Origin of the sequence: Streptococcus sp. 544 (assembly GCF_013277385.1) — a bacterium.
In the GTDB taxonomy this organism is placed as follows: domain Bacteria; phylum Bacillota; class Bacilli; order Lactobacillales; family Streptococcaceae; genus Streptococcus; species Streptococcus mitis_BA.
In genome coordinates this window covers 1-21,656 of sequence record NZ_VMMU01000011.1, presented here as the reverse complement: position 1 = coordinate 21,656, position 21,656 = coordinate 1, and the positions used below count along the sequence as shown (strand labels likewise).

Genomic DNA, 21,656 nt, shown 5'->3' with positions numbered 1-21,656 from the left:
CATGAAAAAGAAATGGATGTATTATGCTGCTTGCGGACTAGCTCTTTTTGGTCTTGCTGCTTGTTCTTCTAATGAATCTGCCGATGGCGGTTCATCTGATAAAGGAGACGGCGGTTCGCTAGTCGTTTATTCACCAAACTCAGAGGGCTTAATCGGAGCAACTATTCCTGCCTTTGAAGAAAAATACGGTATCAAAGTAGAACTGATTCAAGCTGGTACTGGAGAACTTTTCAAAAAACTAGAGTCAGAAAAAGAAGCTCCTGTAGCCGATGTCATCTTTGGTGGTTCTTATACACAATATGCTACCCACGGAGAACTCTTTGAAAACTATACTTCAAAAGAAAATGATAATGTTATCAAAGAATATCAAAACACAACTGGCTACTCTACACCTTATACACTAGATGGTAGTGTTTTAATCGTCAATCCTGATTTAACGAAAGGCATGAACATCGAAGGATATAGCGACCTTCTCAAACCTGAACTAAAAGGAAAAATCGCAACTGCTGACCCAGCAAACTCTTCTAGCGCCTTTGCTCAATTAACAAATATGCTACAAGCTCAAGGTGGTTACAAAGACGATAAAGCTTGGTCTTATGTAAAAGATCTCTTCACACTTATTGATGGGAAAATCGGTTCAAGTTCATCTGGTGTCTATAAAGCAGTCGCTGACGGAGAAATGGCTGTTGGTCTCTCTTATGAAGATCCAGCAGTTAAACTCTTAAATGACGGAGCTAATATCAAGGTAGTCTATCCAAAAGAAGGAACAGTCTTCCTACCTGCTAGTGCTGCTATCGTTAAAAAAGCTAAAAATATGGAAAATGCCAAGAAATTTATCGATTTCATTATCTCTCAAGAAGTACAAGATACACTTGGTACAACCACTACTAACCGGCCTGTTCGTAAAAATGCTAAAACAAGCGAAAATATGAAACCAATTGACAAAATCAAAACACTCACTGAAGATTATGATTATGTCATCAAGAATAAATCAGATATCGTTAAGAAATACAACGAAGTCTTTACAGATATCCAATCTAAACAGTAAAAGAGGTTCACTATGAGTGAGATCAAAATTATTAACGCCAAAAAAATCTACCACGATGTCCCTGTTATTGAGAATTTGAACATTACAATTCCAAAAGGAAGTCTCTTTACCCTTCTTGGACCCTCAGGGTGTGGGAAAACGACCCTTCTTCGTATGATTGCAGGTTTCAACAGTATCGAAGGCGGAGAATTTTACTTCGATGATACAAAAATCAATAATATGGAACCCAGCAAACGCAATATCGGGATGGTTTTCCAAAACTACGCTATTTTCCCACATTTGACTGTCCGAGATAATGTTGCTTTTGGTCTCAAGCAAAAGAAGGTTCCAAAAGAAGAATTAGTACAACAGACCAATAAATATCTTGAACTCATGCAAATTGCTCAATATGCGGATCGAAAGCCTGATAAACTCAGTGGTGGACAACAACAACGTGTCGCCTTGGCACGTGCCTTAGCTGTTAATCCAAGTGTTCTCCTCATGGACGAGCCGCTCAGTAACCTAGATGCCAAACTTCGCTTGGATATGCGTCAAGCTATTCGAGAAATCCAACACGAAGTGGGAATTACAACCGTTTATGTGACCCACGACCAAGAAGAAGCCATGGCTATTTCAGACCAAATTGCTGTTATGAAAGACGGAGTTATCCAACAAATCGGTCGGCCAAAAGAACTCTATCATAAACCAGCTAATGAGTTTGTAGCAACCTTTATCGGACGCACAAATATTATCCCTGCTAATCTCGAAAAACGGAGCAACGGCGCTTATATCGTTTTTTCAGATGGCTATGCCCTTCGAATGCCAGCTCTTGATCAGGCTGAGGAGCAAGCTATTCATGTAAGTATTCGTCCTGAAGAGTTTATCAAAGATGAATCTGGAGATATTGAAGGAACTATTAGCGATAGCGTCTATCTTGGACTAAATACGGAGTATTTCATTGAGACAGGTTTTGCCTCAAAAATTCAAGTTAGCGAAGAATCAACTTTTGAAGAAGATCTACAAAAAGGCGATCGTATTCGTCTACGAATCAATACCCAAAAATTAAACGTCTTTTCTGCAGATGGTTCGCAAAACCTGATAAAAGGAGTCAACCATGGAACGTAAAAAACTAAATATTTGGACAGCCTCCTCTTTCTTCATCTTTCTTACCTATCTTGTCTTTCTGGTTTATCCTATCGTTACCGTGCTCAAGCAAGCACTCATACATGAAGGACAATTTTCACTAGCTAATTTTGTCACTTTCTTTGGTAAAGCCTACTACTCTGAGACACTTGTCAACAGTTTCAAGGTTTCCATTACCGCTACTGTCACTTCCTTAGTTGTAGGAACCCTATTAGCTTATCTCTTCTCTATGTATGACTTCAAGGGAAAGAAATTTCTACAAATATTGATTATCATTGCTTCTATGTCAGCTCCTTTCGTGGGAGCCTACTCCTGGATTCTCTTGCTGGGACGAAATGGGGTCATTACTAAATTCCTGACAAATGCCCTTCATCTTCCAGCTATCGATATTTATGGATTCAAAGGAATTGTACTTGTCTTTACACTGCAACTATTCCCACTGGTATTTCTATACGTTGCTGGGACAATGAAAAGTATTGACAATTCTCTACTTGAAGCCGCTGAAAGCATGGGGTCCTTCGGATTTAAGCGTATCGTAACGGTTGTTTTACCTCTCCTCGTTCCAACCTTACTAGCTGCTGCCCTACTTGTATTTATGAGAGCATTCTCAGACTTTGGGACACCTATGTTAATTGGTGAAGGATATCGGACTTTCCCAGTCTTGATTTATACCCAATTTATTAGCGAGGTTGGAGGAAATTCTGCTTTTGCATCTGCTTTAGCAATTATGGCGATTATCATTGCCTTGGCGATTTTCCTTATCCAAAAACACATTGCAAATCGCTACAGTTTCAGCATGAATTCGCTCCATCCAATTGAGCCTAAAAAAACTACAAAAGGAAAAATGGCTGCCATTTATACAACAGTCTACGGAATTATCTTTATCTCTGTTTTACCTCAAATCTACTTGATTTATACCTCTTTCCTAAAAACATCAGGTATGGTATTTGTCAAAGGTTATTCTCTAAATAGTTACAAGGTAGCTTTCAATCGTATGGGCTCTGCTATTTTCAATACTATTCGTATCCCTTTGATTGCCTTAGTTCTAGTTGTCCTATTCGCAACATTTATCTCCTACCTAGCCGTTAGAAAACGGAATTTGTTTACAAACTTAATTGACAGCCTCAGTATGGTACCTTATATTGTACCAGGAACCGTTCTAGGGATTGCCTTCATTTCTTCCTTCAATACTGGCCTATTTGGAAGTGGATTTCTTATGATTACAGGAACTGCTTTCATCTTGATTATGTCCCTATCTGTCAGAAGATTGCCTTATACTATTCGCTCATCTGTTGCTAGCTTACAACAAATAGCCCCAAGTATTGAAGAAGCCGCGGAAAGCTTAGGAAGTAGCCGTCTCAATACCTTTGCCAAGATTACAACTCCAATGATGCTATCTGGTATTATTTCTGGAGCCATCCTATCTTGGGTCACAATGATTTCAGAACTCTCTACTTCTATCCTCCTCTACAATGTCAAAACAAGAACAATGACTGTAGCTATTTATACAGAGGTTCTCAGAGGAAATTACGGTGTAGCCGCAGCCTTGTCAACTATCCTGACTGTTCTAACAGTAGCTTCCTTGCTCTTGTTCATGAAAATCTCTAAAAGCAACAGCATTACACTTTAGTTTTCCCCATCAAAAACAGCCGAAAGGATTACCCTCGGCTGTTTTTTCTTATCTTGATATTCCTATCAAATCCCTAGCTCATGGCAAGTAAGTCTAGACTGATTAAATGGAGACTTCCTCCATCTTCTCACGTCCTAGTTCCCGGTAACTACGGTCGCCGACAACTTCTACGCTAAACTGACCGTCCTCATATTCAAGAATCGTCACGCTACCATTATCGAGACCATGTGGATGCATACCATTGATCAGATAAACAATGGTTCCAATGGTCATTCCATGGCTGACAACGAGAGCATTGCCCCCACCTTGCTCTTCCATTTCTTTGGCAATCGCTTCAAAACCTTCCTTAATTCGGCCACTGAGTTTTTCCCAGCCCTCAGCCCAACCAGCTGTATCGACCTCTACCAAACCCTCAGCCAGTTCCGCATAAGATAATTGGTGAACGTGGTCCACATTAAAGATACGAGGAATAATGCCCATGAAAAGATCGCCATCGTAGGCTCCATCAAAGCTACCAAAACACCATTCTCTGATACGCTTGTCCATGCGATAAGGGATTTTCCCCTGCAAACCAAGTTCATCAAGGATAATTCCCATTGTCTGAATGGTGCGACCAGAATCACTGGAATAAGCGCGCTCAAACTGTAGACCAGATTCTCGCAAACCGATTCCTAATTCTTGAATCCCTCGTTCACCTTCAGTTGTTAAGGGAGTATCGCTCCAACCTTGCGCGCGACCAATCGTGTTAAACATAGTCTTGCCATGACGTACCAAATACAATCGTACTTTTACCATTTTCCGTCCTCCGTTTGCTTCTATTATATCATGGATGATAAAACAAAAGCCACCCAGACAGGTGACTTTTGCAGGAGATTATTATGAAAAAGTTTAGGAGTTCTATTAAATAAAGATATTAGATGAAAATCAAATTCAAACTAAATCAGTGTTATCTGTTTCAAATAATATTAGGAGGTCTTTATTTAATGATTATAGTATACACATCCAACCTTAAATAGAACTTAAAATTTCTCTTATTTTTTTAATTTTTAAAACTATGAATTGGTGCTGGGATTTGTCCTCCACGAGAGATGAAATCAACAGACGAAGCCCCATTGACTTTCATAACTGGAGCTGTACCAAGAAGACCACCAAATTCAATCATATCGCCTTCTTTTCCTTTTGGAATGATACGAACAGCTGTTGTTTTCATGTTAATGACACCAATTGCAGCTTCATCTGCAATCATGGCCGCAATGGTTTCAGCAGGTGTATCCTCCGGAATGGCAATCATATCCAAACCAACGGAACAGATAGCCGTCATAGCTTCTAGTTTTTCCAAATTAAGAGAGCCATTTTGCACTGCAGCAATCATTCCCTCATCCTCTGAAACGGGGATAAAGGCACCAGACAAACCACCGACTTGGTTGCAGGCCATCACTCCGCCTTTCTTAACTTGGTCGTTCAAGAGAGCCAAGGCAGCTGTCGTCCCGTGTGTTCCAACTGTCTCAAGTCCCATTTCTTCTAGGACACGTGCTACAGAATCTCCAACCGCAGGAGTTGGCGCCAAACTCAAGTCCACAATACCAAACTCCACACCCAGTCTCTCACTAGCCATCTGACCAACCAATTGACCGATACGAGTGATTTTAAAGGCAGTCTTCTTGACTGTTTCTGCTACTACATCAAAACTCTCTCCACGAACTTTTTCCAAGGCACGTTTCACCACACCAGGACCAGAAACTCCAACATTGATGATAACATCTGCCTCCCCAACACCATGGAAGGCACCTGCCATAAATGGATTATCCTCAACAGCATTAGCAAACACAACCAACTTAGCTGCCCCCATATCAGATAGAGTTGCTGTTTCCTTGATAACTCGTCCCATATCTGCGACAGCCGTCATATTGATACCAGACTTGGTTGAGCCTATATTGACTGACGAGCAGACCTTGTCCGTTTCAGCCAAAGCACGAGGAATAGAATTGATAAGAATCTCATCTCCCTTTTGGTACCCCTTTTGTACCAAGGCAGAGAAACCACCAATAAAATCCACACCGATTTCTTTCGCAGCCTTATCAAGCGCTTTTGCCAGAACCACGTAGTCCGTCGCATCTGTCGCTGCCCCTATCAGAGAAATAGGTGTCACCGATACACGCTTATTAACGATAGGAATTCCCAACTCAGCCGCAATTTCATCACCAACAGCTACTAAATTAGCCGCCTTGGTCGTAATTTTTTGATAAATTTTTTCCGCAGCACGATTGATATCTGGATCAATACAGTCCAAAAGGGAAATCCCCATGGTAATGGTTCTGATATCAAAGTTTTGCTCCTCAATCATGGCGATGGTTTCAGTAACTTGTCTAATATCCATGATAACCTCCTAGATATTATACATAGCTTCGAAAATCGCTGCACTCTGAATATTGATTTTTACATTCAAAGTTTGCCCAAAAGCTTCAAATTCATTACGAAGATAGGTAAAATCTTGCTTTTCATCACTAGATACAACAGCCATCATCGTAAAATATTCATCCAAGACAGTTTGAGAGATATCGTCAATATTCAATCCTAATTCTGCAATTTTACCAGAAACACCTGCAACAATTCCAGATTTATCTTTACCAACAACAGTTATAATGGCTTTCATAAGTAAACTCCAATTCTTCTTTTAATAGGAAACCTGAACATTAAACAGGATTCTTTTCAAATAGTATAGCATAATTCTAACGAAAATACTCAAAAACGCCTGCTTACGAAGTTGTTCTTAAGAAAAAAACAATTTCGTAAACAAGCGTCTACTATCCCAACTTATGATGAGTGTTCCCGCTAGGACCGAAATCCTAGCGGTAGACCAGAGCTAGACTAAGAGCACAAGACTCCATCATCATAACACTCAACAAAATTGATGATTTTATACTAATTCGATGATCGCCATTGGCGCTGCATCACCACGACGTGGTTCAGTTTTAAGGATACGAGTGTATCCACCGTTACGTTCAGCATAACGAGGTGCGATTTCTGAGAACAATTTTTGAAGTGCTGTAGTAGAAGTGTACTTATCAGTTGCTTCATCATAGTTTTCAGATGCGATTTCATTACGTACGAAAGCAGCTGCTTGACGACGTGCATGCAAATCACCACGTTTACCTAGAGTAATCATTTTTTCAACAGTTTTACGGATTTCTTTAGCACGAGCTTCAGTTGTCACGATTGATTCGTTGATCAAAAGGTCAGTTGTCAAATCGCGAAGCATTGCTTTACGTTGTGAGCTAGTGCGTCCTAGTTTACGGTAAGCCATGTATTCCTCCTTTATTTATCTTTTAATCCAAGACCCAAATCAATGAGTTTGAGTTTCACTTCTTCCAAACTCTTGCGTCCAAGATTTCGTACTTTCATCATCTCTGCTTCAGATTTTTCTGTCAAATCATGCACAGTATTGATACCGGCACGTTTCAAACAGTTGTATGAACGCACAGACAAGTCCAGTTCCTCAATCGTACGATCCAAAATACGATCGTCAGATTCAGTGTCAGCTTCTTTCATCACTTCAGTTGACTTAGCAATCTCAGTAAGATTTGTAAACAAATCAAGATGTTCTGTCAAAATACGTGCTGAAAGCCCTAAAGCATCTTCTGGAATAATTGTTCCATTTGTCAAGATTTCAAGGGTTAATTTGTCAAATCCATCATTGCTACCTACACGAGCAGGTTCCACTTGATAGTTGACTTTTGTAACTGGTGTATAAATAGAATCTACAGCAAGTGTTCCAACTGGTGCATTATCCTTTTTATTTTCATCAGCAGGTACATATCCACGACCACTGTTAACAGTCATAGTCGCTTTTAGGGAAGAACCTTCACCGATTGTAAAGAGATAATGATCTGGATTTACAATTTCAATATCGCTATCTGTCAAAATGTCACCAGCTGTTACTTCAGCAGGACCTTCAACATCCAGTTCGATGATTTTTTCGTCTTCAACGTACGATTTCACTGCAATTCCTTTAATGTTCAGAATGATTTGCATCACGTCTTCACGAACACCTGGAACTGTGTCAAACTCATGTAACACACCATCAATGTTGATAGATGTCACAGCTGCTCCTGGTAGAGAAGCTAGAAGTACACGACGAAGAGAGTTACCAAGAGTTGTACCGTAGCCACGTTCAAGTGGTTCGATTACAAACTTGCCATAATCTTTATTTTCATCAATTTTTGTTATATTTGGTTTTTCAAACTCGATCATTTAGTTACTCCCTCTTAAACGAAAAGCAGTGTAATGCGATGATTATACACGGCGACGTTTTGGAGGACGAGCACCATTGTGTGGCACTGGAGTCACATCACGAATTGCTGTTACTTCAAGACCAGCGGCAGCAAGCGCACGAATAGCTGACTCACGACCAGAACCTGGACCTTTTACAGTAACTTCAACTGATTTAAGACCGTGTTCTTGTGCAGATTTAGCAGCAGCTTCAGAAGCCATTTGGGCAGCGAATGGTGTAGATTTACGAGAACCTTTGAAACCAAGAGCACCAGCTGATGACCAAGCAATTGCATTACCATGCACATCAGTAATCATAACAATAGTGTTATTAAATGTAGCGTGAATATGAGCAATACCAGATTCGATATTCTTTTTCACACGACGTTTACGTGTTGGTTTAGCCAAGACTTTTACCTCCTATATTATTTTTTCTTACCAGCAATCGCAACAGCTTTACCTTTACGAGTGCGAGCGTTGTTTTTAGTGTTTTGTCCACGGACAGGAAGTCCACGACGGTGACGGATACCACGGTATGAACCGATTTCCATCAAACGTTTGATGTTCAAGTTTACTTCACGACGAAGGTCGCCTTCAACTTTGATTGCATCCACTTCACGACGGATAGCATCTTCTTGATCTGATGTAAGATCACGTACACGAACATCTTCTGAGATTCCAGCAGCAGCCAAAATTTTCTTAGATGTTGCAAGTCCGATACCATAAACATAAGTCAATGAGATTACTACGCGTTTGTCATTTGGAATGTCAACTCCAGCAATACGAGCCATGTTTTCTCCTTTCTATCTTATCCTTGACGTTGTTTGTGTTTTGGATTTGCTGGGCAAATTACCATAACACGACCATTACGACGAATAACTTTACAGTATTCGCAAATTGGTTTGACCGATGGTCTTACTTTCATTTCTTATCCCTCCAAGTTTTTCGATTATTTAAAGCGGTAAGTGATACGTCCACGTGTCAAGTCATATGGACTCATTTCGACAGTAACACGATCTCCCGCTAAAATACGAATATAGTTTTTACGAATTTTACCAGAAACTGTTGCTAAAATCTGATGTCCATTTTCAAGTTCAACCGTAAACATTGCATTCGGCATTGTATCAACTACTTTGCCTTCAACTTCAATCACATCGTCTTTTGCCACGCAAAAGCACCTCCATAAATTTCGATTCGATGCCTCTAGACACAGAGACAACAATTATAAGTCAGACTATCTCAGTATAACATTTGTAGCGGATTTTTGCAAGTGTGAAAAACGCTTTATTTCAAATTTGTCAATACTTTTTCAATATCTGAGAAGACATCATTGATATCTTGATTACCTTCGATGTCATGAACCAAACCTTTGGCACGGTAGTGAGCAATGATTGGTTCTCCTTGAGCAATATTCACATCCAAACGACGTTTTACTGTCTCAGGCTTATCATCTTCACGTTGGTAGTAATCTTCTTCTTTATAGTCAACTGGTGGGTTAAAGACCTTGTGGAAAGTTTCTCCAGTTACGCGGTGGATGATACGGCCACTCAAACGTTCCAAGAGGCTGTCAGGGTTCACTTCAATATTGATAACACCTTCTAGTTCAATGCCAAGTTCAGCCAATGTTTTGTCCAAGGCATGAGCTTGTTCGATTGTACGTGGGTAACCATCCAATAAGAATCCTGTTTCTTTAATATCATCTTGTGAAAGACGTTCTTTTACGATTCCATTTGTAACTTCATCAGGAACCAATTCACCCTTGTCAATGTATGACTTAGCAAGAACACCCATTTCAGTTTGATTTGCTATTGCAGCGCGGAACATATCACCTGTTGAGATATGTGCAACATGGAATTGTTCTACGATTTTTGCTGCTTGAGTTCCCTTACCTGCACCAGGTAAGCCCATAATCAAAAGATTCATGATCTGATCTCCTTATTTTATTTTTAAATAGAAGCAAAAAGTCTTTTCACCCCTATTTAAAAACAAAATAGAAGAGGGGAGACCAAACTCTCACTAATGTTAGAGTTAAACCTCCACTCCCTCAGCATTTACTGCTTCATACTCAATGAAAATCAAAGAGCAAACTAGGAAGCTAGCCGCAGGTTGCTCAAAGCACTGCTTTGAGGTTGCAGATAAAGCTGACGTGGTTTGAAGAGATTTTCGAAGAGTATCAGTAAATACTTTTATTCTGTTCTATCCATGAAACCAACATACTTACGTTTCAATAGGTAACCTTCCAATTGCTTGATTCCTTCGATACCTGTAGAGATAATGATCAAGAGACTTGTTCCCCCAAAGGCAACAACATCAGAAAGACCAAATACATCTTTAGCTGCAATCGGCAAAATGGAAATCACACCAAGGAAGAGGGAACCAACCGTTGCAAGACGACGAAGAAGTTTAGACATATATTCTTCTGTACCTTTACCAGGACGAACTCCATGGATATAGGCACCGCTCTTTTGTAGGTTCTCTGCCGCTTTTTCAGGATTAATCTGTACAAACGTATAGAAGAATGTAAAGAGAATAATCAACAAAGCATACATGGCAATACCAGTTGGAGAAGTGGTTGCCAACATCTCTTGTGCTACCCTTACCCAAGCCCAATCATGACCTGTGGCGCTCAAAAATTGAAGAATCGCCGCAGGCGCTGCAGTAATGGAACTTGCAAAGATAACAGGGATAACTCCAGCAGGGTTTACCTTCAATGGAAGGTAAGAGCTAGATGGAGCACCTTGTGCAACCTTAGTATATTGGATTGGAATTTTGTATTCTGCTTGTTGAACATAAGTTGTAAAGTAAATAATCAACAATACAGTAATAATCAAAATGATTACGAAAATGATAGATGAAGTGATACGGCTACTTGGCACGTTCACAAAGTAGTCCACATAGATGCCCTGAATCATCTCTGGAATTGAGGCAACAATCCCGGCAAAGATAATCATGGAAACACCGTTTCCGTATCCCTTATCTGTAATTTGCTCTCCCAACCACGTGACAATCATACTACCAGCTGTTAAGATGATACCAATCGTCAGAAAAACTTGTGGAGTTAAAGCAGTTTTAATCAATTGAGCTCCAGCCAAGGTATTAAAACCAGCTGTAATCCCGATAGATTGCACAAAAGCAAGAACTAGAGCAATATAACGAGTAGCTTGATTCAATTTTCTTCGACCTACTTCCCCTTGTTTACCCCACTCTACAAATTTAGGTAAAATATCCATTTGCAAGAGTTGGACAACGATAGAAGCGGTGATATAAGGACTAACTCCTAGGGCAAAAATCGAAAAGTTTTTTAGGGCATTCCCTGAGACCAAGCTCAACATGTTTAAGAAGGATAATCCACTTAAAGCATTCAAGCTATTGGCATTCACACCAGGAACTGTAATGCTAGTCCCGATACGAAAGACCAAAACGATAAAAATTGTAAATAAAATTTTTGATCGAACCTGCTTGACTTTAAGAGCTTCTCTTAATAATTTAAAAAACATAGGTCACCTCTCTTAGATGACTTCTACTGAACCACCTTTAGCAGTGATAGCTTCTTCAGCTGATTTAGAGAATTTAGCTGCTTTCACAGTCAATTTCTTAGTCAACTCACCGTTACCAAGAATTTTAATACCTGATTTTTCAGCTTTAACAATTCCTGCTTCGATAAGAACAACTGGAGTTACTTCAGCACCATCTTCAAAGACGTTCAATTGGTCAAGGTTCACAATTGCGTATTCTTTAGCGTTGATGTTAGTGAATCCACGTTTTGGAAGACGACGGAACAATGGAGTTTGTCCACCTTCAAAACCAAGGCGAACTCCGCCACCGCTACGAGCTTTTTGACCTTTTTGACCACGACCAGATGTTTTACCGTTACCTGATGAAGTACCACGACCAACGCGGTTACGTACTTTACGAGAACCTTCTGCAGGTTTCAATTCATGAAGTTTCATTTTTATTTTCTCCTCTTTTGTAAAATGCTAGCGCCGATAAGGGAGAAAAGGTTGTCTCCCCCATCAACTCGCCTATACGACGTCATCATAGATGACTATATCTAGTTTTAGGGGATGGTATAGTGCACATCCCCTAAAAATTCATTAGTTTACTTCTTCAACTGTTACCAAGTGAGATACTGCAGTGATCATACCACGGATAGCAGCGTTATCTTCTTTAATAACAGAGCTGTTCAATTTGCCAAGTCCAAGTGCTACAACAGTTTTACGTTGTGATGGAATGCGTCCGATTGGAGACTTAGTCAAAGTAATTTTAATTTGAGCCATTTTATCCCCTTTCTTATGCCAAATCAGAAACTGAAATACCACGAAGGGCAGCAACTTCTTCAGCGCGTTTCAATTGTTTCAAACCTTCAACAGTTGCACGAACAATGTTGATTGGAGTGTTAGAACCAAGTGATTTAGATGTAATATCTGCCACACCTGCCAATTCCACAACGGCACGAACTGCACCACCAGCGGCAACTCCAGAACCTTCTACAGCAGGTTTCAACAATACTTTAGCTCCACCGAATTCTGAAAGAACTTCGTGTGGGATTGTTGTTCCAACCATAGGAACTTCGATCAAGTTTTTCTTAGCATCATCTACTGCTTTACGGATTGCTTCTGGAACTTCTTGAGCTTTACCAGTACCAAATCCTACGCGACCGTTGTGGTCACCAACAACAACAAGAGCTGCGAAACGAAGACGACGTCCACCTTTAACAACTTTTGTAACACGGTTGACAGCAACTACGCGTTCTTCTAATTCAACTGCATTGTCTTTAAATGCCATTTTCTAGTGTCCTCCTATTAGAATTTCAATCCGTTTTCACGAGCTGCATCAGCCAAAGCTTTCACACGTCCGTGATATAGATATCCACCGCGGTCGAACACCACTTCTGAAATACCTTTAGCGTTTGCACGTTCTGCAACGAGTTTACCGACAGCAACGGCTTGTTCAGTTTTAGTTCCTTTTGAAACTTCTTTGTCAAGAGTTGAAGCACTTGCGAGCGTTACACCCGCTACGTCATCAATCACTTGAGCGTAGATGCCTGTATTAGAACGGAATACGTTCAAACGTGGGCGATCAGCAGTTCCAGAGAGTTTTCCGCGAACGCGACGGTGGCGTTTTTGGCGGAGTTTGTTTTTATCTGGTTTTGAAATCACAGTTTTCACCTCTTTAGTTTTAAATCGTGTGCTATGCACAAAGTTGGAAAATAGGTCGGTGGTTGAGAATCAACCACTCAACATTATTTACCTGTTTTACCTTCTTTACGGCGAACGAATTCACCAACGTAACGGATACCTTTACCTTTATATGGTTCTGGTGAACGAAGGCTACGTACGTAAGCAGCTGTTTGACCAACTACTTCTTTTGAAATTCCGCTAACAACGATTGTTGTTGGGTTTGGAAGTTCAAAAGTAATTCCTTCTGGAGCTTCAACTTCGTCTGGATGAGATTTACCAACAGCCAAAACAAGTTTAGATCCTTGAAGTTGTGCACGGTAACCAACCCCGCGCATTTCAAGTTCTTTCTTGAATCCTTCTGATACACCAACAACCATGTTGTTCAAAAGGGCACGAGTAGTTCCGTGGATAGTTTTCATTTCTTTTGAATCGTTTGGACGGTGAAGAGTTACTTCAGTACCTTCCACACGGATTTCAATATCTTTTGAGAACTCACGAGTAAGTTCTCCTTTAGGTCCTTTTACAGTTACAAGGTTGTCATTGTTAGTGATTTCAACACCAGCAGGCAACACGATAACTTTATTACCAATACGTGACATGTTTATTTTCTCCTGTTAGATTGTCAGGCCAGAACGGCCAGTTTTCACGGGGTTCAGATACTTATTTAGTTCAAGAGCTGAACTGAACACGCTCTAAGAACTGTGCAAAATAGATAAGTTGGCTTGTTTGTAAACAAACTTCTCCAACTTCCTAATTTTGCTTTGTTCTTTACGAGCTTTGTATCTTGATTTTACCAAACGTAAGCGATAACCTCACCACCAACATTCTTTTGACGTGCTTCTTTATCAGTAAGCAAACCTTCAGAAGTTGAAAGGATAGCAATTCCAAGTCCGTTAAGAACTTTTGGAAGGTCTTCACGTTTTTTGTAGACACGAAGTCCTGGTTTAGAAACACGTTTCAAGTTAGTGATAACTTTCTCACCGTTTGGTCCGTATTTAAGGAATACACGGATGATGCCTTGTTTGTCATCTTCGATGATTTCAACGTTTTTTACAAAACCTTCGCGTTTAAGGATTTCAGCAATCCCTTTTTTGATGTTTGATGCAGGTACTTCAAGTACTTCGTGTTTAGCTTGGTTAGCGTTACGAATACGAGTTAGGAAGTCTGCGATTGGGTCAGTCATAACCATTTTGTTTTTCTCCTCTTACTAGTAGTTTGCAAGTTGCACTTGCTAGTTAATGATTGAGCTAGGCTCAGAATATGTTTCTAGGTTTCAATTCCTAAGTGAGTCTAGGCATCTGCTTGCAGGCATAACTTGAGTTAGGCAAAAGCAGATAACGACGAATCACGACGGGATTGAAAGCTAGAATTACCAAGATGCTTTTGTTACACCAGGAATTTGTCCTTTGTAAGCTAATTCACGGAAGCAAACACGGCAAAGTTTAAATTTGCGGTAAACTGAATGTGGGCGACCACATTTTTCACAACGAGTATAAGCTTGAGTAGAGAACTTCGCTGGACGTTTGTTCTTAGCAATCATTGATTTTTTAGCCATTAGATTTACCTCCTATATTATTTTGCAAAAGGCATTCCAAGGCCTGTAAGCAATGCACGTGACTCTTCGTCAGTGTTAGCAGTTGTTACGATAACGATGTCAAGACCACGAGTTTTGTCAACGTCATCAAAGTTGATTTCTGGGAAGATCAATTGTTCTTTCACACCAAGTGTGTAGTTTCCGCGTCCATCAAATGATTTTGTTGGAACACCATGGAAGTCACGTACACGTGGAAGTGAAACTGAAACCAATTTATCCAAGAATTCGTACATACGTTCACCACGAAGGGTAACTTTTGCACCGATCGCAACACCTTCACGAAGACGGAAGCCGGCGATTGATTTTTTAGCTTTAGTGATAAGTGGTTTTTGACCTGAGATAAGTGCCAATTCTTCAGCAGCTTTTTCAAGGCTTTTAGCGTTTGATACAGCTTCACCAACACCCATGTTCAAAACGATCTTATCTACTTTAGGCACAGCCATCACTGATGAGTAGTTGAATTGTTCTGTCAAAGCAGGAACTACTTCATTAAGATATTTTTCTTTTAAACGATTTGCCATTATACTTCTCCTTTCCTTCGTGATTAATCAAGCACTTCGCCTGATTTTTTGTTGTAGCGAACTTTTTTACCGTCTACAAATTTGTAACCAACACGACCAGCTACACCATTTTTGTCCAAAACTTGAACGTTTGATACGTGGATAGCTGCTTCTTTCTCGATGATACCACCTTGAGGAAGCTCGTTAGTTGGACGTTGGTGTTTCTTAACGATGTTAACACCTTCAACGATAACTTTGTTTACTTTTGGAAGGGCAGTAAGGACAACAGCTTCTGTTCCCTTATCTTTACCAGCGATTACGCGAACTTTGTCGCCTTTTTTTACAAACATTAGGTTTCTCCTTGATTTTTCTTACGCCCATAAGGGCACCCTGGAGGTAAATCCAGGGGACTAGTTTGTTTCTAAAAATTAAAGTACTTCTGGAGCAAGTGACACGATCTTCATGAAGCCACCTTCACGCAATTCACGTGCAACTGGGCCAAAGATACGTGTTCCGCGAGGAGTTTTGTCTTCACGGATGATAACTGCTGCGTTTTCGTCAAATTTGATGTATGAACCATCAGCACGACGAGCACCTGATTTAGTACGAACGATAACTGCTTTAACAACGTCACCTTTTTTAACCGCACCACCAGGAGTAGCTTGTTTTACAGATGCCACGATAACATCACCGATGTTTGCAAATTTACGTCCTGAACCACCAAGAACTTTGATAGTCAAGATTTCGCGAGCACCGCTGTTGTCTGCGACTTTCAAACGAGTTTCTGTTTGAATCATTTCAGTTTTCTCCTTTCAGGTTTGATTAGATGATGACCGCTTCTTCAACAACTTCTACAAGACGGAAACGTTTTGTAGCTGAAAGCGGGCGAGTTTCCATGATACGTACGATATCGCCTTCTTTGGCAACATTGTTTTCATCATGAGCTTTGTATTTTTTAGAGTAGTTAATACGTTTACCATAGACTGGGTGGTTACGTTTTGTTTCAACTACAACTGTGATTGTCTTGTCCATTTTGTCAGATACAACACGTCCAACAAGAACTTTACGATTATTGCGTTCCATTGAAATTTCTCCTTCCCTAGTCTATTATTTCGCTTCAGATTGAACTGTTTTGATACGAGCGATTTGTTTTTTAACTTCTTTCAAGCGAGCTGTTTGTTCCAATTGACCAGTAGCAGCTTGGAAACGAAGTTCAAACAATTCTTTTTTCAATTCGTTTTCGCGCTTCGCGAGTTCTTCTTGAGAAAGACCACGAAGTTCTTTAACAAATTCTTTTACTTCATTAAGTTTCATGCCTTCTCCTTATTCTGCTTCACGTTTTACGAATTTACATTTAACTGGCAATTTGTGGCTAGCAAGACGAAGCGCTTCGCGAGCGATCTCTTCAGATACACCAGCGATTTCGAACATCACTTTACCACGTTTAACTGGTGCTACCCAACCTTCAGGTGCCCCTTTACCAGATCCCATACGCACACCGATAGCTTTAGCAGTGTATGATTTGTGTGGGAAGATTTTAATCCAAACTTTACCACCACGTTTCATGTAACGAGTCATGGCGATACGAGCAGCTTCGATTTGGCGGTTAGTGATCCAGTGGCTAGTTGTAGCTTGAAGACCGTATTCACCGAATGCTACTTCTTTTCCACCTTTTGCTTCACCGCGCATTTTTCCACGGAATTCACGACGGTGTTTAACACGTTTAGGTACTAACATTGGTTATTTACCTCCTTTAGTGTTTTTGCGAGCTGGAAGAACTTCACCACGGTAGATCCATACTTTAACACCAAGTTTACCGTATGTAGTATCTGCTTCTTCCCAAGCGTAATCGATATCTGCACGAAGTGTGTGAAGCGGAACAGTTCCTTCAGAGTATCCTTCAGCACGGGCGATATCTGCACCGTTCAAACGACCTGATACTTGAGTTTTGATTCCTTTAGCTCCAGCACGCATTGCACGTTGGATTGCTTGTTTTTGTGCACGACGGAAAGCAACACGTTGCTCCAATTGACGAGCAATTCCTTCACCTACAAGGTGAGCATCCAAATCAGGTTGTTTGATTTCGATGATGTTGATGTGTACTTGTTTTCCAGTCAATTTGTTAAGTTTTGCACGGAGTGCATCAACGTTAGCACCACCTTTACCGATAACCATACCTGGTTTAGCAGTGTGAAGTGAAACGTTAACTTTGTTTACTGCGCGTTCGATTTCGATAGTTGAAACTGCTGCGTCAGCAAGTTCTTTTTGAACGAATTTACGGATTGCAAGATCTTCATGAAGGTAATCCGCGTATTCTTTTTCAGCATACCATTTGGCATCCCAATCACGGATGATGCCGACACGCATACCAATTGGATGTACTTTTTGACCCACGATTTTACCTCCTTATTTTTCTGCAACAGCTACAGTGATGTGAGCTGTACGTTTGTTGATTGGTGAAGCTGAACCTTTCGCACGTGGACGGAAACGTTTCATAGTTGGTCCTTCGTTTGCGAATGCTTCAGATACTACCAAGTTAGCTTTATCCAAACCAAAGTTGTTTTCAGCGTTAGCTACAGCTGAGTTCAAAACTTTCAAGATGATTTCAGCAGCTTTGTTTGGAGTGAATGTCAAGATTGCGATTGCATCGGCTACGCTTTTACCACGGATGTTATCAAGAACAAGACGTGATTTACGAGGTGAAACACGTACTGTACGAGCCATTGCTTTAGCTGAAGTAATTTCTGCCATTTATGTTCTCCTTATTTTCTACGTGTTTTCTTGTCGTCTGCAGCGTGACCTTTGTAAGTACGAGTTGGTGCAAACTCACCAAGTTTGTGACCTACCATGTCTTCTTGGATGTAAACAGGTACGTGTTTACGTCCGTCATAAACTGCAATAGTGTAACCAATGAAACTTGGGAAGATCGTTGAACGACGTGACCAAGTTTTAATAACTTTTTTCTTTTCGTCGTTAGCTTGAGCTTCAACTTTTTTCATCAAATGCTCATCGACGAAAGGTCCTTTTTTAAGACTGCGTCCCATTTTTATATTTTCTCCTTTAAATGTTGTACCACAGCGGCTTGCGCTCACATGGAGCGCTACCGAGCTGGCGGATTTACTAGTTGCTTAAGCGACTAGTTTAATATTATTTTTCGTTGCGACGACGAACGATAAGTTTGTCAGATTTCGCTTTCTTATTACGAGTTTTAAGACCAAGAGCAGGTTTGCCCCATGGAGTAGATGGTGCTTTACGACCAACTGGTGCTTTACCTTCACCACCACCGTGTGGGTGATCGTTAGGGTTCATTACAGAACCACGAACTGTTGGGCGGATACCTTTCCAACGGCTACGTCCCGCTTTACCAAGGTTTACAAGTCCGTGTTGTTCGTTTCCGACAACACCAACTGTAGCACGGCAAGTTCCAAGAATCATACGAACTTCACCTGATTGAAGACGAACAAGAACGTATTTACCTTCAGAACCCAATACTTGAGCAGATGCACCAGCAGCACGTACCAATTCACCACCACGACCTGGTTTCAACTCGATGTTGTGGATCAAAGTACCAACTGGAATGTTAGCAAGTGGAAGAGCGTTTCCGACTTTGATATCTGCTTCTGGACCTGAAACGATACGTTGACCTACTTCAAGACCTTTTGGAGCGATGATGTATGCTTTCACACCGTCAGTGTAGTGTACAAGAGCGATGTTTGCAGAACGGTTTGGATCGTACTCGATTGTTTTAACAACTGCTTCAACGTTGTCTTTGTTACGTTTGAAGTCAACCAAACGGTAGAAACGTTTGTGTCCACCACCTTGGTGACGAACTGTGATACGACCGTTGTTGTTACGACCAGCCTTGCTCTTCAAAGCAACAAGCAATGATTTTTCAGGAGTGCTTGTTGTGATTTCAGCGAAATCCAAAGAAGTCATATTACGGCGACCGTTTGTTGTTGGTTTATAAACACGAATTCCCACGATATTTCCTCCTTAGATTATTCAGCTTCAGCAGCAAACAACTCGATTGCTTTTGAATCAGCTGTAAGTGTGATGATAGCTTTTTTAGTTTTGTTAGTAAAACCAGTGTAACGTCCAACACGTTTAGCTTTTGGTTTTACGTTGATTGTGTTAACATTGGCAACTTTAACACCTTCGAAAGCAGCTTCAACAGCTTGCTTGATCAAAAGTTTGTGTGCACGAGTGTCAACTTCAAATACATATTTGCCTGCTTCAAGTTGAGCCATTGAGCTTTCAGTGATGACAGGTTTTTTGATAACATCATACAAATTCATTATGCAAGAACCTCCTCGATTTTAGAGATAGCTGCTTGTGTGACAAGAAGTTTGTCGCTATTTGCGATGTCAAGAACACTTGCAGTTGTAGCAGTTGCAACTTTCACGTTTGGAAGGTTACGAGCTGAAAGAGCTGCGAATTCATTTCCTTCTTCAAGGATAACAAGAACTTTAGAATCGATGCTCAATGCTGCAAGAACTTTTGCAAATTCAGCAGTTTTTGGAGCTGTAAATTCAAGAGAATCAACGGCTACAAATTTGTTTTCAGCAACTTTTTCAGAGTAAACTGATTTAAGAGCTAGGCGACGAACTTTTTGTGGAAGTTTGTAGCCATATGAACGTGGAGTTGGTCCGAAGACAACACCACCACCACGCCATTGTGGTGAGCGGATAGAACCTTGACGAGCACGTCCAGTTCCTTTTTGACGCCATGGTTTGCGTCCACCACCTGATACTGCAGAGCGGTTTTTAACAGCGTGTGTTCCTTGGCGAAGGCTTGCGCGTTGGCTGATGATCACATCAAACACAACTGATTCATTTGGTTCAATACCAAATACTGCATCGTTAAGAACAACTTGGCCAGCTTCTTTACCAGTTTGGTCAAATAATGTTACGTTTGCCATTGTGACTGATTTCCCCTTTCTTTATTATTTACCAGCTTTAACTGCTGATTTGATAGTGATAAGAGATTTCTTAGCACCTGGTACGTTACCTTTGATAAGGATAACGTTCTTTTCTGGAACAACTTGTACAACTTCAAGGTTTTGAATTGTTACGCGGTCGCCACCCATACGTCCTGCAAGGTTTTTACCTTTGAATACGCGGTTAGGTGCAACAGGTCCCATTGAACCTGGACGACGGTGGTAACGAGAACCGTGAGCCATTGGTCCACGTGATTGTCCGTGGCGTTTGATAACACCTTGGAAACCTTTACCTTTAGAAGTACCAGTTACGTCAACAACGTCTCCAGCTGCGAATGTTTCAACTGTGATTTCAGCACCAACTTCCAAGCCTTCAACGTTTTTGAATTCACGAATGAAGCGCTTAGGAGCCGTGTTAGCTTTCGCTACATGTCCTTTAGCAGGTTTGTTGCTCAATACTTCGCGTTTGTCATCGAAACCAACTTGGATAGCGTTGTATCCGTCTGTTTCAACAGTTTTAACTTGAAGAACAACGTTTGGAGTTGCTTCAATAACTGTTACAGGGATCAATTCGCCAGCTTCAGTGAAGATTTGAGTCATTCCCACTTTTTTCCCTAAGATTCCTTTTGTCATGAGAAAATAGTTCCTTTTCTATATTTTTTATTCAAAAAGTTTTTAACGAGCGTTTTTTATGCTCAAGTCTAAGATACAAAGGGCGTCAAACTCAAAGTGAAAATAGAAAACTGACGCAGTGTCTAGCAGGCACTAGGAAGTTTATCTTTTCCACACCGAGTTTAGCCCGTGTTCAATTAGATTGAAACACCAGCCTCTGCTCTTTTATATTTTAGATTAAAGTTTGATTTCTACGTTTACACCACTTGGAAGATCCAATTTCATCAAAGCATCAACTGTTTTTTGAGTTGGGTTAACGATATCGATCAAACGCTTGTGTGTACGCATTTCAAATTGTTCGCGAGAGTCTTTGTATTTGTGAGTCGCACGAATGATTGTGTAGAGGCTACGTTCAGTTGGAAGTGGGATTGGACCCGCAACTTGTGCACCTGTACGAGTAGCTGATTCTACGATTTTTGTAGCCGCTGTGTCAAGCGTACGGTGTTCATAAGCTTTCAAACGGATACGGATTTTTTTGTTTGCCATCTTTTTCTCCTTTTCGTCTATTTAAGATAATAGGCTAGCTCCACAAGAAAACCGACGCGGTGTTGCGTGGCAATGCAACCGAGCGTATCGCAACCTCTTGCATCAAAGCTAAAGCTGTAATTTACAGCACCATAATAGAATAACACAAAGCCCCTGCGATTGCAAGGGATTTGTTGCTATTTTTTCGTTTTTTTACAATGTGTAACTTCTCAAAGTAAC

35 protein-coding genes are annotated in these 21,656 nt (G+C 40.7%); 3 read left to right on the top strand and 32 right to left on the bottom strand.

Annotated elements, in window-relative coordinates; all coding sequences use genetic code 11:
- The first annotated feature begins 1 nt into the window (after position 1).
- From HT728_RS06275 to HT728_RS06265, 3 genes are read left to right on the top strand one after another with little or no spacing between them, the layout of a single operon-like run.
- Positions 2-1,048, top strand: a complete 1,047-nt coding sequence (locus HT728_RS06275; RefSeq protein ID WP_000731166.1) for an ABC transporter substrate-binding protein — start codon at positions 2-4, stop codon at positions 1,046-1,048.
- A gap of 12 nt (positions 1,049-1,060) precedes the next feature.
- A complete protein-coding gene (locus HT728_RS06270; protein ID WP_173234365.1) occupies positions 1,061-2,152 on the top strand; it encodes an ABC transporter ATP-binding protein in 1,092 nt (363 codons plus the stop codon).
- Complete coding sequence (locus HT728_RS06265) at positions 2,142-3,800, top strand: iron ABC transporter permease (RefSeq protein ID WP_173234362.1); 1,659 nt, start codon at positions 2,142-2,144, stop codon at positions 3,798-3,800. The genes HT728_RS06270 and HT728_RS06265 overlap by 11 nt, the downstream gene beginning before the upstream one ends.
- 102 nt (positions 3,801-3,902) lie before the next feature.
- Here the strand turns inward: HT728_RS06265 and HT728_RS06260 are convergent, their stop codons facing one another.
- The 32 genes from HT728_RS06260 to rpsJ form a co-directional block, all read right to left on the bottom strand.
- The gene (locus HT728_RS06260) at positions 3,903-4,595 is read right to left on the bottom strand and encodes a histidine phosphatase family protein (RefSeq protein ID WP_173234360.1); all 693 of its coding nucleotides are present in this window, start codon (positions 4,593-4,595) and stop codon (positions 3,903-3,905) included.
- Between the two features lie 244 nt (positions 4,596-4,839).
- Positions 4,840-6,177, bottom strand: a complete 1,338-nt coding sequence (locus HT728_RS06255; RefSeq protein ID WP_173234359.1) for a PFL family protein — start codon at positions 6,175-6,177, stop codon at positions 4,840-4,842.
- Between the two features lie 9 nt (positions 6,178-6,186).
- Positions 6,187-6,453, bottom strand: coding sequence for an ACT domain-containing protein (locus HT728_RS06250; protein WP_000644124.1), 267 nt, complete (start codon positions 6,451-6,453; stop codon positions 6,187-6,189).
- Between the two features lie 264 nt (positions 6,454-6,717).
- A complete protein-coding gene (rplQ, locus tag HT728_RS06245; RefSeq protein ID WP_000331493.1) occupies positions 6,718-7,104 on the bottom strand; it encodes a 50S ribosomal protein L17 in 387 nt (128 codons plus the stop codon).
- Positions 7,105-7,115: 11 nt separating this feature from the next.
- A complete protein-coding gene (locus tag HT728_RS06240; protein ID WP_000568988.1) occupies positions 7,116-8,051 on the bottom strand; it encodes a DNA-directed RNA polymerase subunit alpha in 936 nt (311 codons plus the stop codon).
- Between the two features lie 42 nt (positions 8,052-8,093).
- The gene (gene rpsK / locus HT728_RS06235; protein ID WP_001118385.1) at positions 8,094-8,477 is read right to left on the bottom strand and encodes a 30S ribosomal protein S11; all 384 of its coding nucleotides are present in this window, start codon (positions 8,475-8,477) and stop codon (positions 8,094-8,096) included.
- Between the two features lie 17 nt (positions 8,478-8,494).
- A complete protein-coding gene (rpsM, locus tag HT728_RS06230) occupies positions 8,495-8,860 on the bottom strand; it encodes a 30S ribosomal protein S13 (protein ID WP_000090781.1) in 366 nt (121 codons plus the stop codon).
- Positions 8,861-8,877: 17 nt separating this feature from the next.
- The gene (rpmJ, locus tag HT728_RS06225) at positions 8,878-8,994 is read right to left on the bottom strand and encodes a 50S ribosomal protein L36 (protein ID WP_001808836.1); all 117 of its coding nucleotides are present in this window, start codon (positions 8,992-8,994) and stop codon (positions 8,878-8,880) included.
- Positions 8,995-9,018: 24 nt separating this feature from the next.
- Positions 9,019-9,237 carry a translation initiation factor IF-1 gene (gene infA / locus HT728_RS06220; protein ID WP_001029883.1) on the bottom strand — a complete coding sequence of 73 codons (219 nt, stop codon included), beginning with the start codon at positions 9,235-9,237 and terminating at the stop codon, positions 9,019-9,021.
- A gap of 116 nt (positions 9,238-9,353) precedes the next feature.
- On the bottom strand, positions 9,354-9,992 hold the full coding sequence (locus HT728_RS06215; protein ID WP_023932501.1) for an adenylate kinase: 639 nt from the start codon (positions 9,990-9,992) through the stop codon (positions 9,354-9,356).
- 263 nt (positions 9,993-10,255) lie between these two features.
- Positions 10,256-11,566 (bottom strand): preprotein translocase subunit SecY, encoded by a 1,311-nt coding sequence (gene secY, locus HT728_RS06210; RefSeq protein ID WP_049511466.1) that lies wholly within the window; start codon positions 11,564-11,566, stop codon positions 10,256-10,258.
- A gap of 12 nt (positions 11,567-11,578) precedes the next feature.
- Positions 11,579-12,019, bottom strand: a complete 441-nt coding sequence (gene rplO / locus HT728_RS06205; protein ID WP_000766087.1) for a 50S ribosomal protein L15 — start codon at positions 12,017-12,019, stop codon at positions 11,579-11,581.
- Between the two features lie 144 nt (positions 12,020-12,163).
- Positions 12,164-12,346: a 50S ribosomal protein L30 gene (gene rpmD, locus HT728_RS06200; protein WP_000057241.1), complete on the bottom strand. Its 183-nt coding sequence runs from the start codon at positions 12,344-12,346 to the stop codon at positions 12,164-12,166.
- 13 nt (positions 12,347-12,359) lie between these two features.
- On the bottom strand, positions 12,360-12,854 hold the full coding sequence (gene rpsE / locus HT728_RS06195) for a 30S ribosomal protein S5 (protein WP_000874202.1): 495 nt from the start codon (positions 12,852-12,854) through the stop codon (positions 12,360-12,362).
- Positions 12,855-12,871: 17 nt separating this feature from the next.
- Positions 12,872-13,228 (bottom strand): 50S ribosomal protein L18, encoded by a 357-nt coding sequence (gene rplR, locus HT728_RS06190; RefSeq protein ID WP_000624044.1) that lies wholly within the window; start codon positions 13,226-13,228, stop codon positions 12,872-12,874.
- 83 nt (positions 13,229-13,311) lie between these two features.
- Complete coding sequence (gene rplF / locus HT728_RS06185) at positions 13,312-13,848, bottom strand: 50S ribosomal protein L6 (RefSeq protein WP_000086622.1); 537 nt, start codon at positions 13,846-13,848, stop codon at positions 13,312-13,314.
- A 191-nt stretch (positions 13,849-14,039) separates the two neighbouring features.
- Entirely contained in the window at positions 14,040-14,438 is a 399-nt protein-coding gene (rpsH, locus tag HT728_RS06180) for a 30S ribosomal protein S8 (protein ID WP_000245504.1), read from the bottom strand.
- A gap of 180 nt (positions 14,439-14,618) precedes the next feature.
- The gene (locus tag HT728_RS06175; RefSeq protein ID WP_001085697.1) at positions 14,619-14,804 is read right to left on the bottom strand and encodes a type Z 30S ribosomal protein S14; all 186 of its coding nucleotides are present in this window, start codon (positions 14,802-14,804) and stop codon (positions 14,619-14,621) included.
- A 17-nt stretch (positions 14,805-14,821) separates the two neighbouring features.
- On the bottom strand, positions 14,822-15,364 hold the full coding sequence (rplE, locus tag HT728_RS06170) for a 50S ribosomal protein L5 (protein ID WP_000013542.1): 543 nt from the start codon (positions 15,362-15,364) through the stop codon (positions 14,822-14,824).
- Positions 15,365-15,387: 23 nt separating this feature from the next.
- Positions 15,388-15,693 carry a 50S ribosomal protein L24 gene (gene rplX, locus HT728_RS06165; RefSeq protein ID WP_000497691.1) on the bottom strand — a complete coding sequence of 102 codons (306 nt, stop codon included), beginning with the start codon at positions 15,691-15,693 and terminating at the stop codon, positions 15,388-15,390.
- 78 nt (positions 15,694-15,771) lie between these two features.
- Positions 15,772-16,140 (bottom strand): 50S ribosomal protein L14, encoded by a 369-nt coding sequence (gene rplN, locus HT728_RS06160; RefSeq protein ID WP_000616545.1) that lies wholly within the window; start codon positions 16,138-16,140, stop codon positions 15,772-15,774.
- Between the two features lie 25 nt (positions 16,141-16,165).
- Positions 16,166-16,426 (bottom strand): 30S ribosomal protein S17, encoded by a 261-nt coding sequence (gene rpsQ / locus HT728_RS06155; protein ID WP_000440801.1) that lies wholly within the window; start codon positions 16,424-16,426, stop codon positions 16,166-16,168.
- 24 nt (positions 16,427-16,450) lie between these two features.
- Positions 16,451-16,657 carry a 50S ribosomal protein L29 gene (gene rpmC, locus HT728_RS06150; protein WP_000772918.1) on the bottom strand — a complete coding sequence of 69 codons (207 nt, stop codon included), beginning with the start codon at positions 16,655-16,657 and terminating at the stop codon, positions 16,451-16,453.
- Between the two features lie 9 nt (positions 16,658-16,666).
- The gene (rplP, locus tag HT728_RS06145) at positions 16,667-17,080 is read right to left on the bottom strand and encodes a 50S ribosomal protein L16 (RefSeq protein ID WP_000960946.1); all 414 of its coding nucleotides are present in this window, start codon (positions 17,078-17,080) and stop codon (positions 16,667-16,669) included.
- A gap of 3 nt (positions 17,081-17,083) precedes the next feature.
- Positions 17,084-17,737, bottom strand: a complete 654-nt coding sequence (rpsC, locus tag HT728_RS06140; protein WP_000529936.1) for a 30S ribosomal protein S3 — start codon at positions 17,735-17,737, stop codon at positions 17,084-17,086.
- Positions 17,738-17,749: 12 nt separating this feature from the next.
- Positions 17,750-18,094 carry a 50S ribosomal protein L22 gene (gene rplV, locus HT728_RS06135; protein WP_000818137.1) on the bottom strand — a complete coding sequence of 115 codons (345 nt, stop codon included), beginning with the start codon at positions 18,092-18,094 and terminating at the stop codon, positions 17,750-17,752.
- Between the two features lie 11 nt (positions 18,095-18,105).
- Positions 18,106-18,387: a 30S ribosomal protein S19 gene (gene rpsS / locus HT728_RS06130; RefSeq protein WP_000533766.1), complete on the bottom strand. Its 282-nt coding sequence runs from the start codon at positions 18,385-18,387 to the stop codon at positions 18,106-18,108.
- A 103-nt stretch (positions 18,388-18,490) separates the two neighbouring features.
- Complete coding sequence (gene rplB / locus HT728_RS06125; RefSeq protein ID WP_000512911.1) at positions 18,491-19,324, bottom strand: 50S ribosomal protein L2; 834 nt, start codon at positions 19,322-19,324, stop codon at positions 18,491-18,493.
- 17 nt (positions 19,325-19,341) lie between these two features.
- Entirely contained in the window at positions 19,342-19,638 is a 297-nt protein-coding gene (locus HT728_RS06120; RefSeq protein ID WP_001055347.1) for a 50S ribosomal protein L23, read from the bottom strand.
- Positions 19,638-20,261 (bottom strand): 50S ribosomal protein L4, encoded by a 624-nt coding sequence (rplD, locus tag HT728_RS06115; protein ID WP_000024539.1) that lies wholly within the window; start codon positions 20,259-20,261, stop codon positions 19,638-19,640. The genes HT728_RS06120 and rplD overlap by 1 nt, the downstream gene beginning before the upstream one ends.
- A 24-nt stretch (positions 20,262-20,285) precedes the next feature.
- A complete protein-coding gene (gene rplC / locus HT728_RS06110; RefSeq protein ID WP_000160197.1) occupies positions 20,286-20,912 on the bottom strand; it encodes a 50S ribosomal protein L3 in 627 nt (208 codons plus the stop codon).
- Positions 20,913-21,128: 216 nt separating this feature from the next.
- Positions 21,129-21,437, bottom strand: a complete 309-nt coding sequence (gene rpsJ / locus HT728_RS06105; protein ID WP_033630409.1) for a 30S ribosomal protein S10 — start codon at positions 21,435-21,437, stop codon at positions 21,129-21,131.
- Positions 21,438-21,656: the final 219 nt, after the last annotated feature.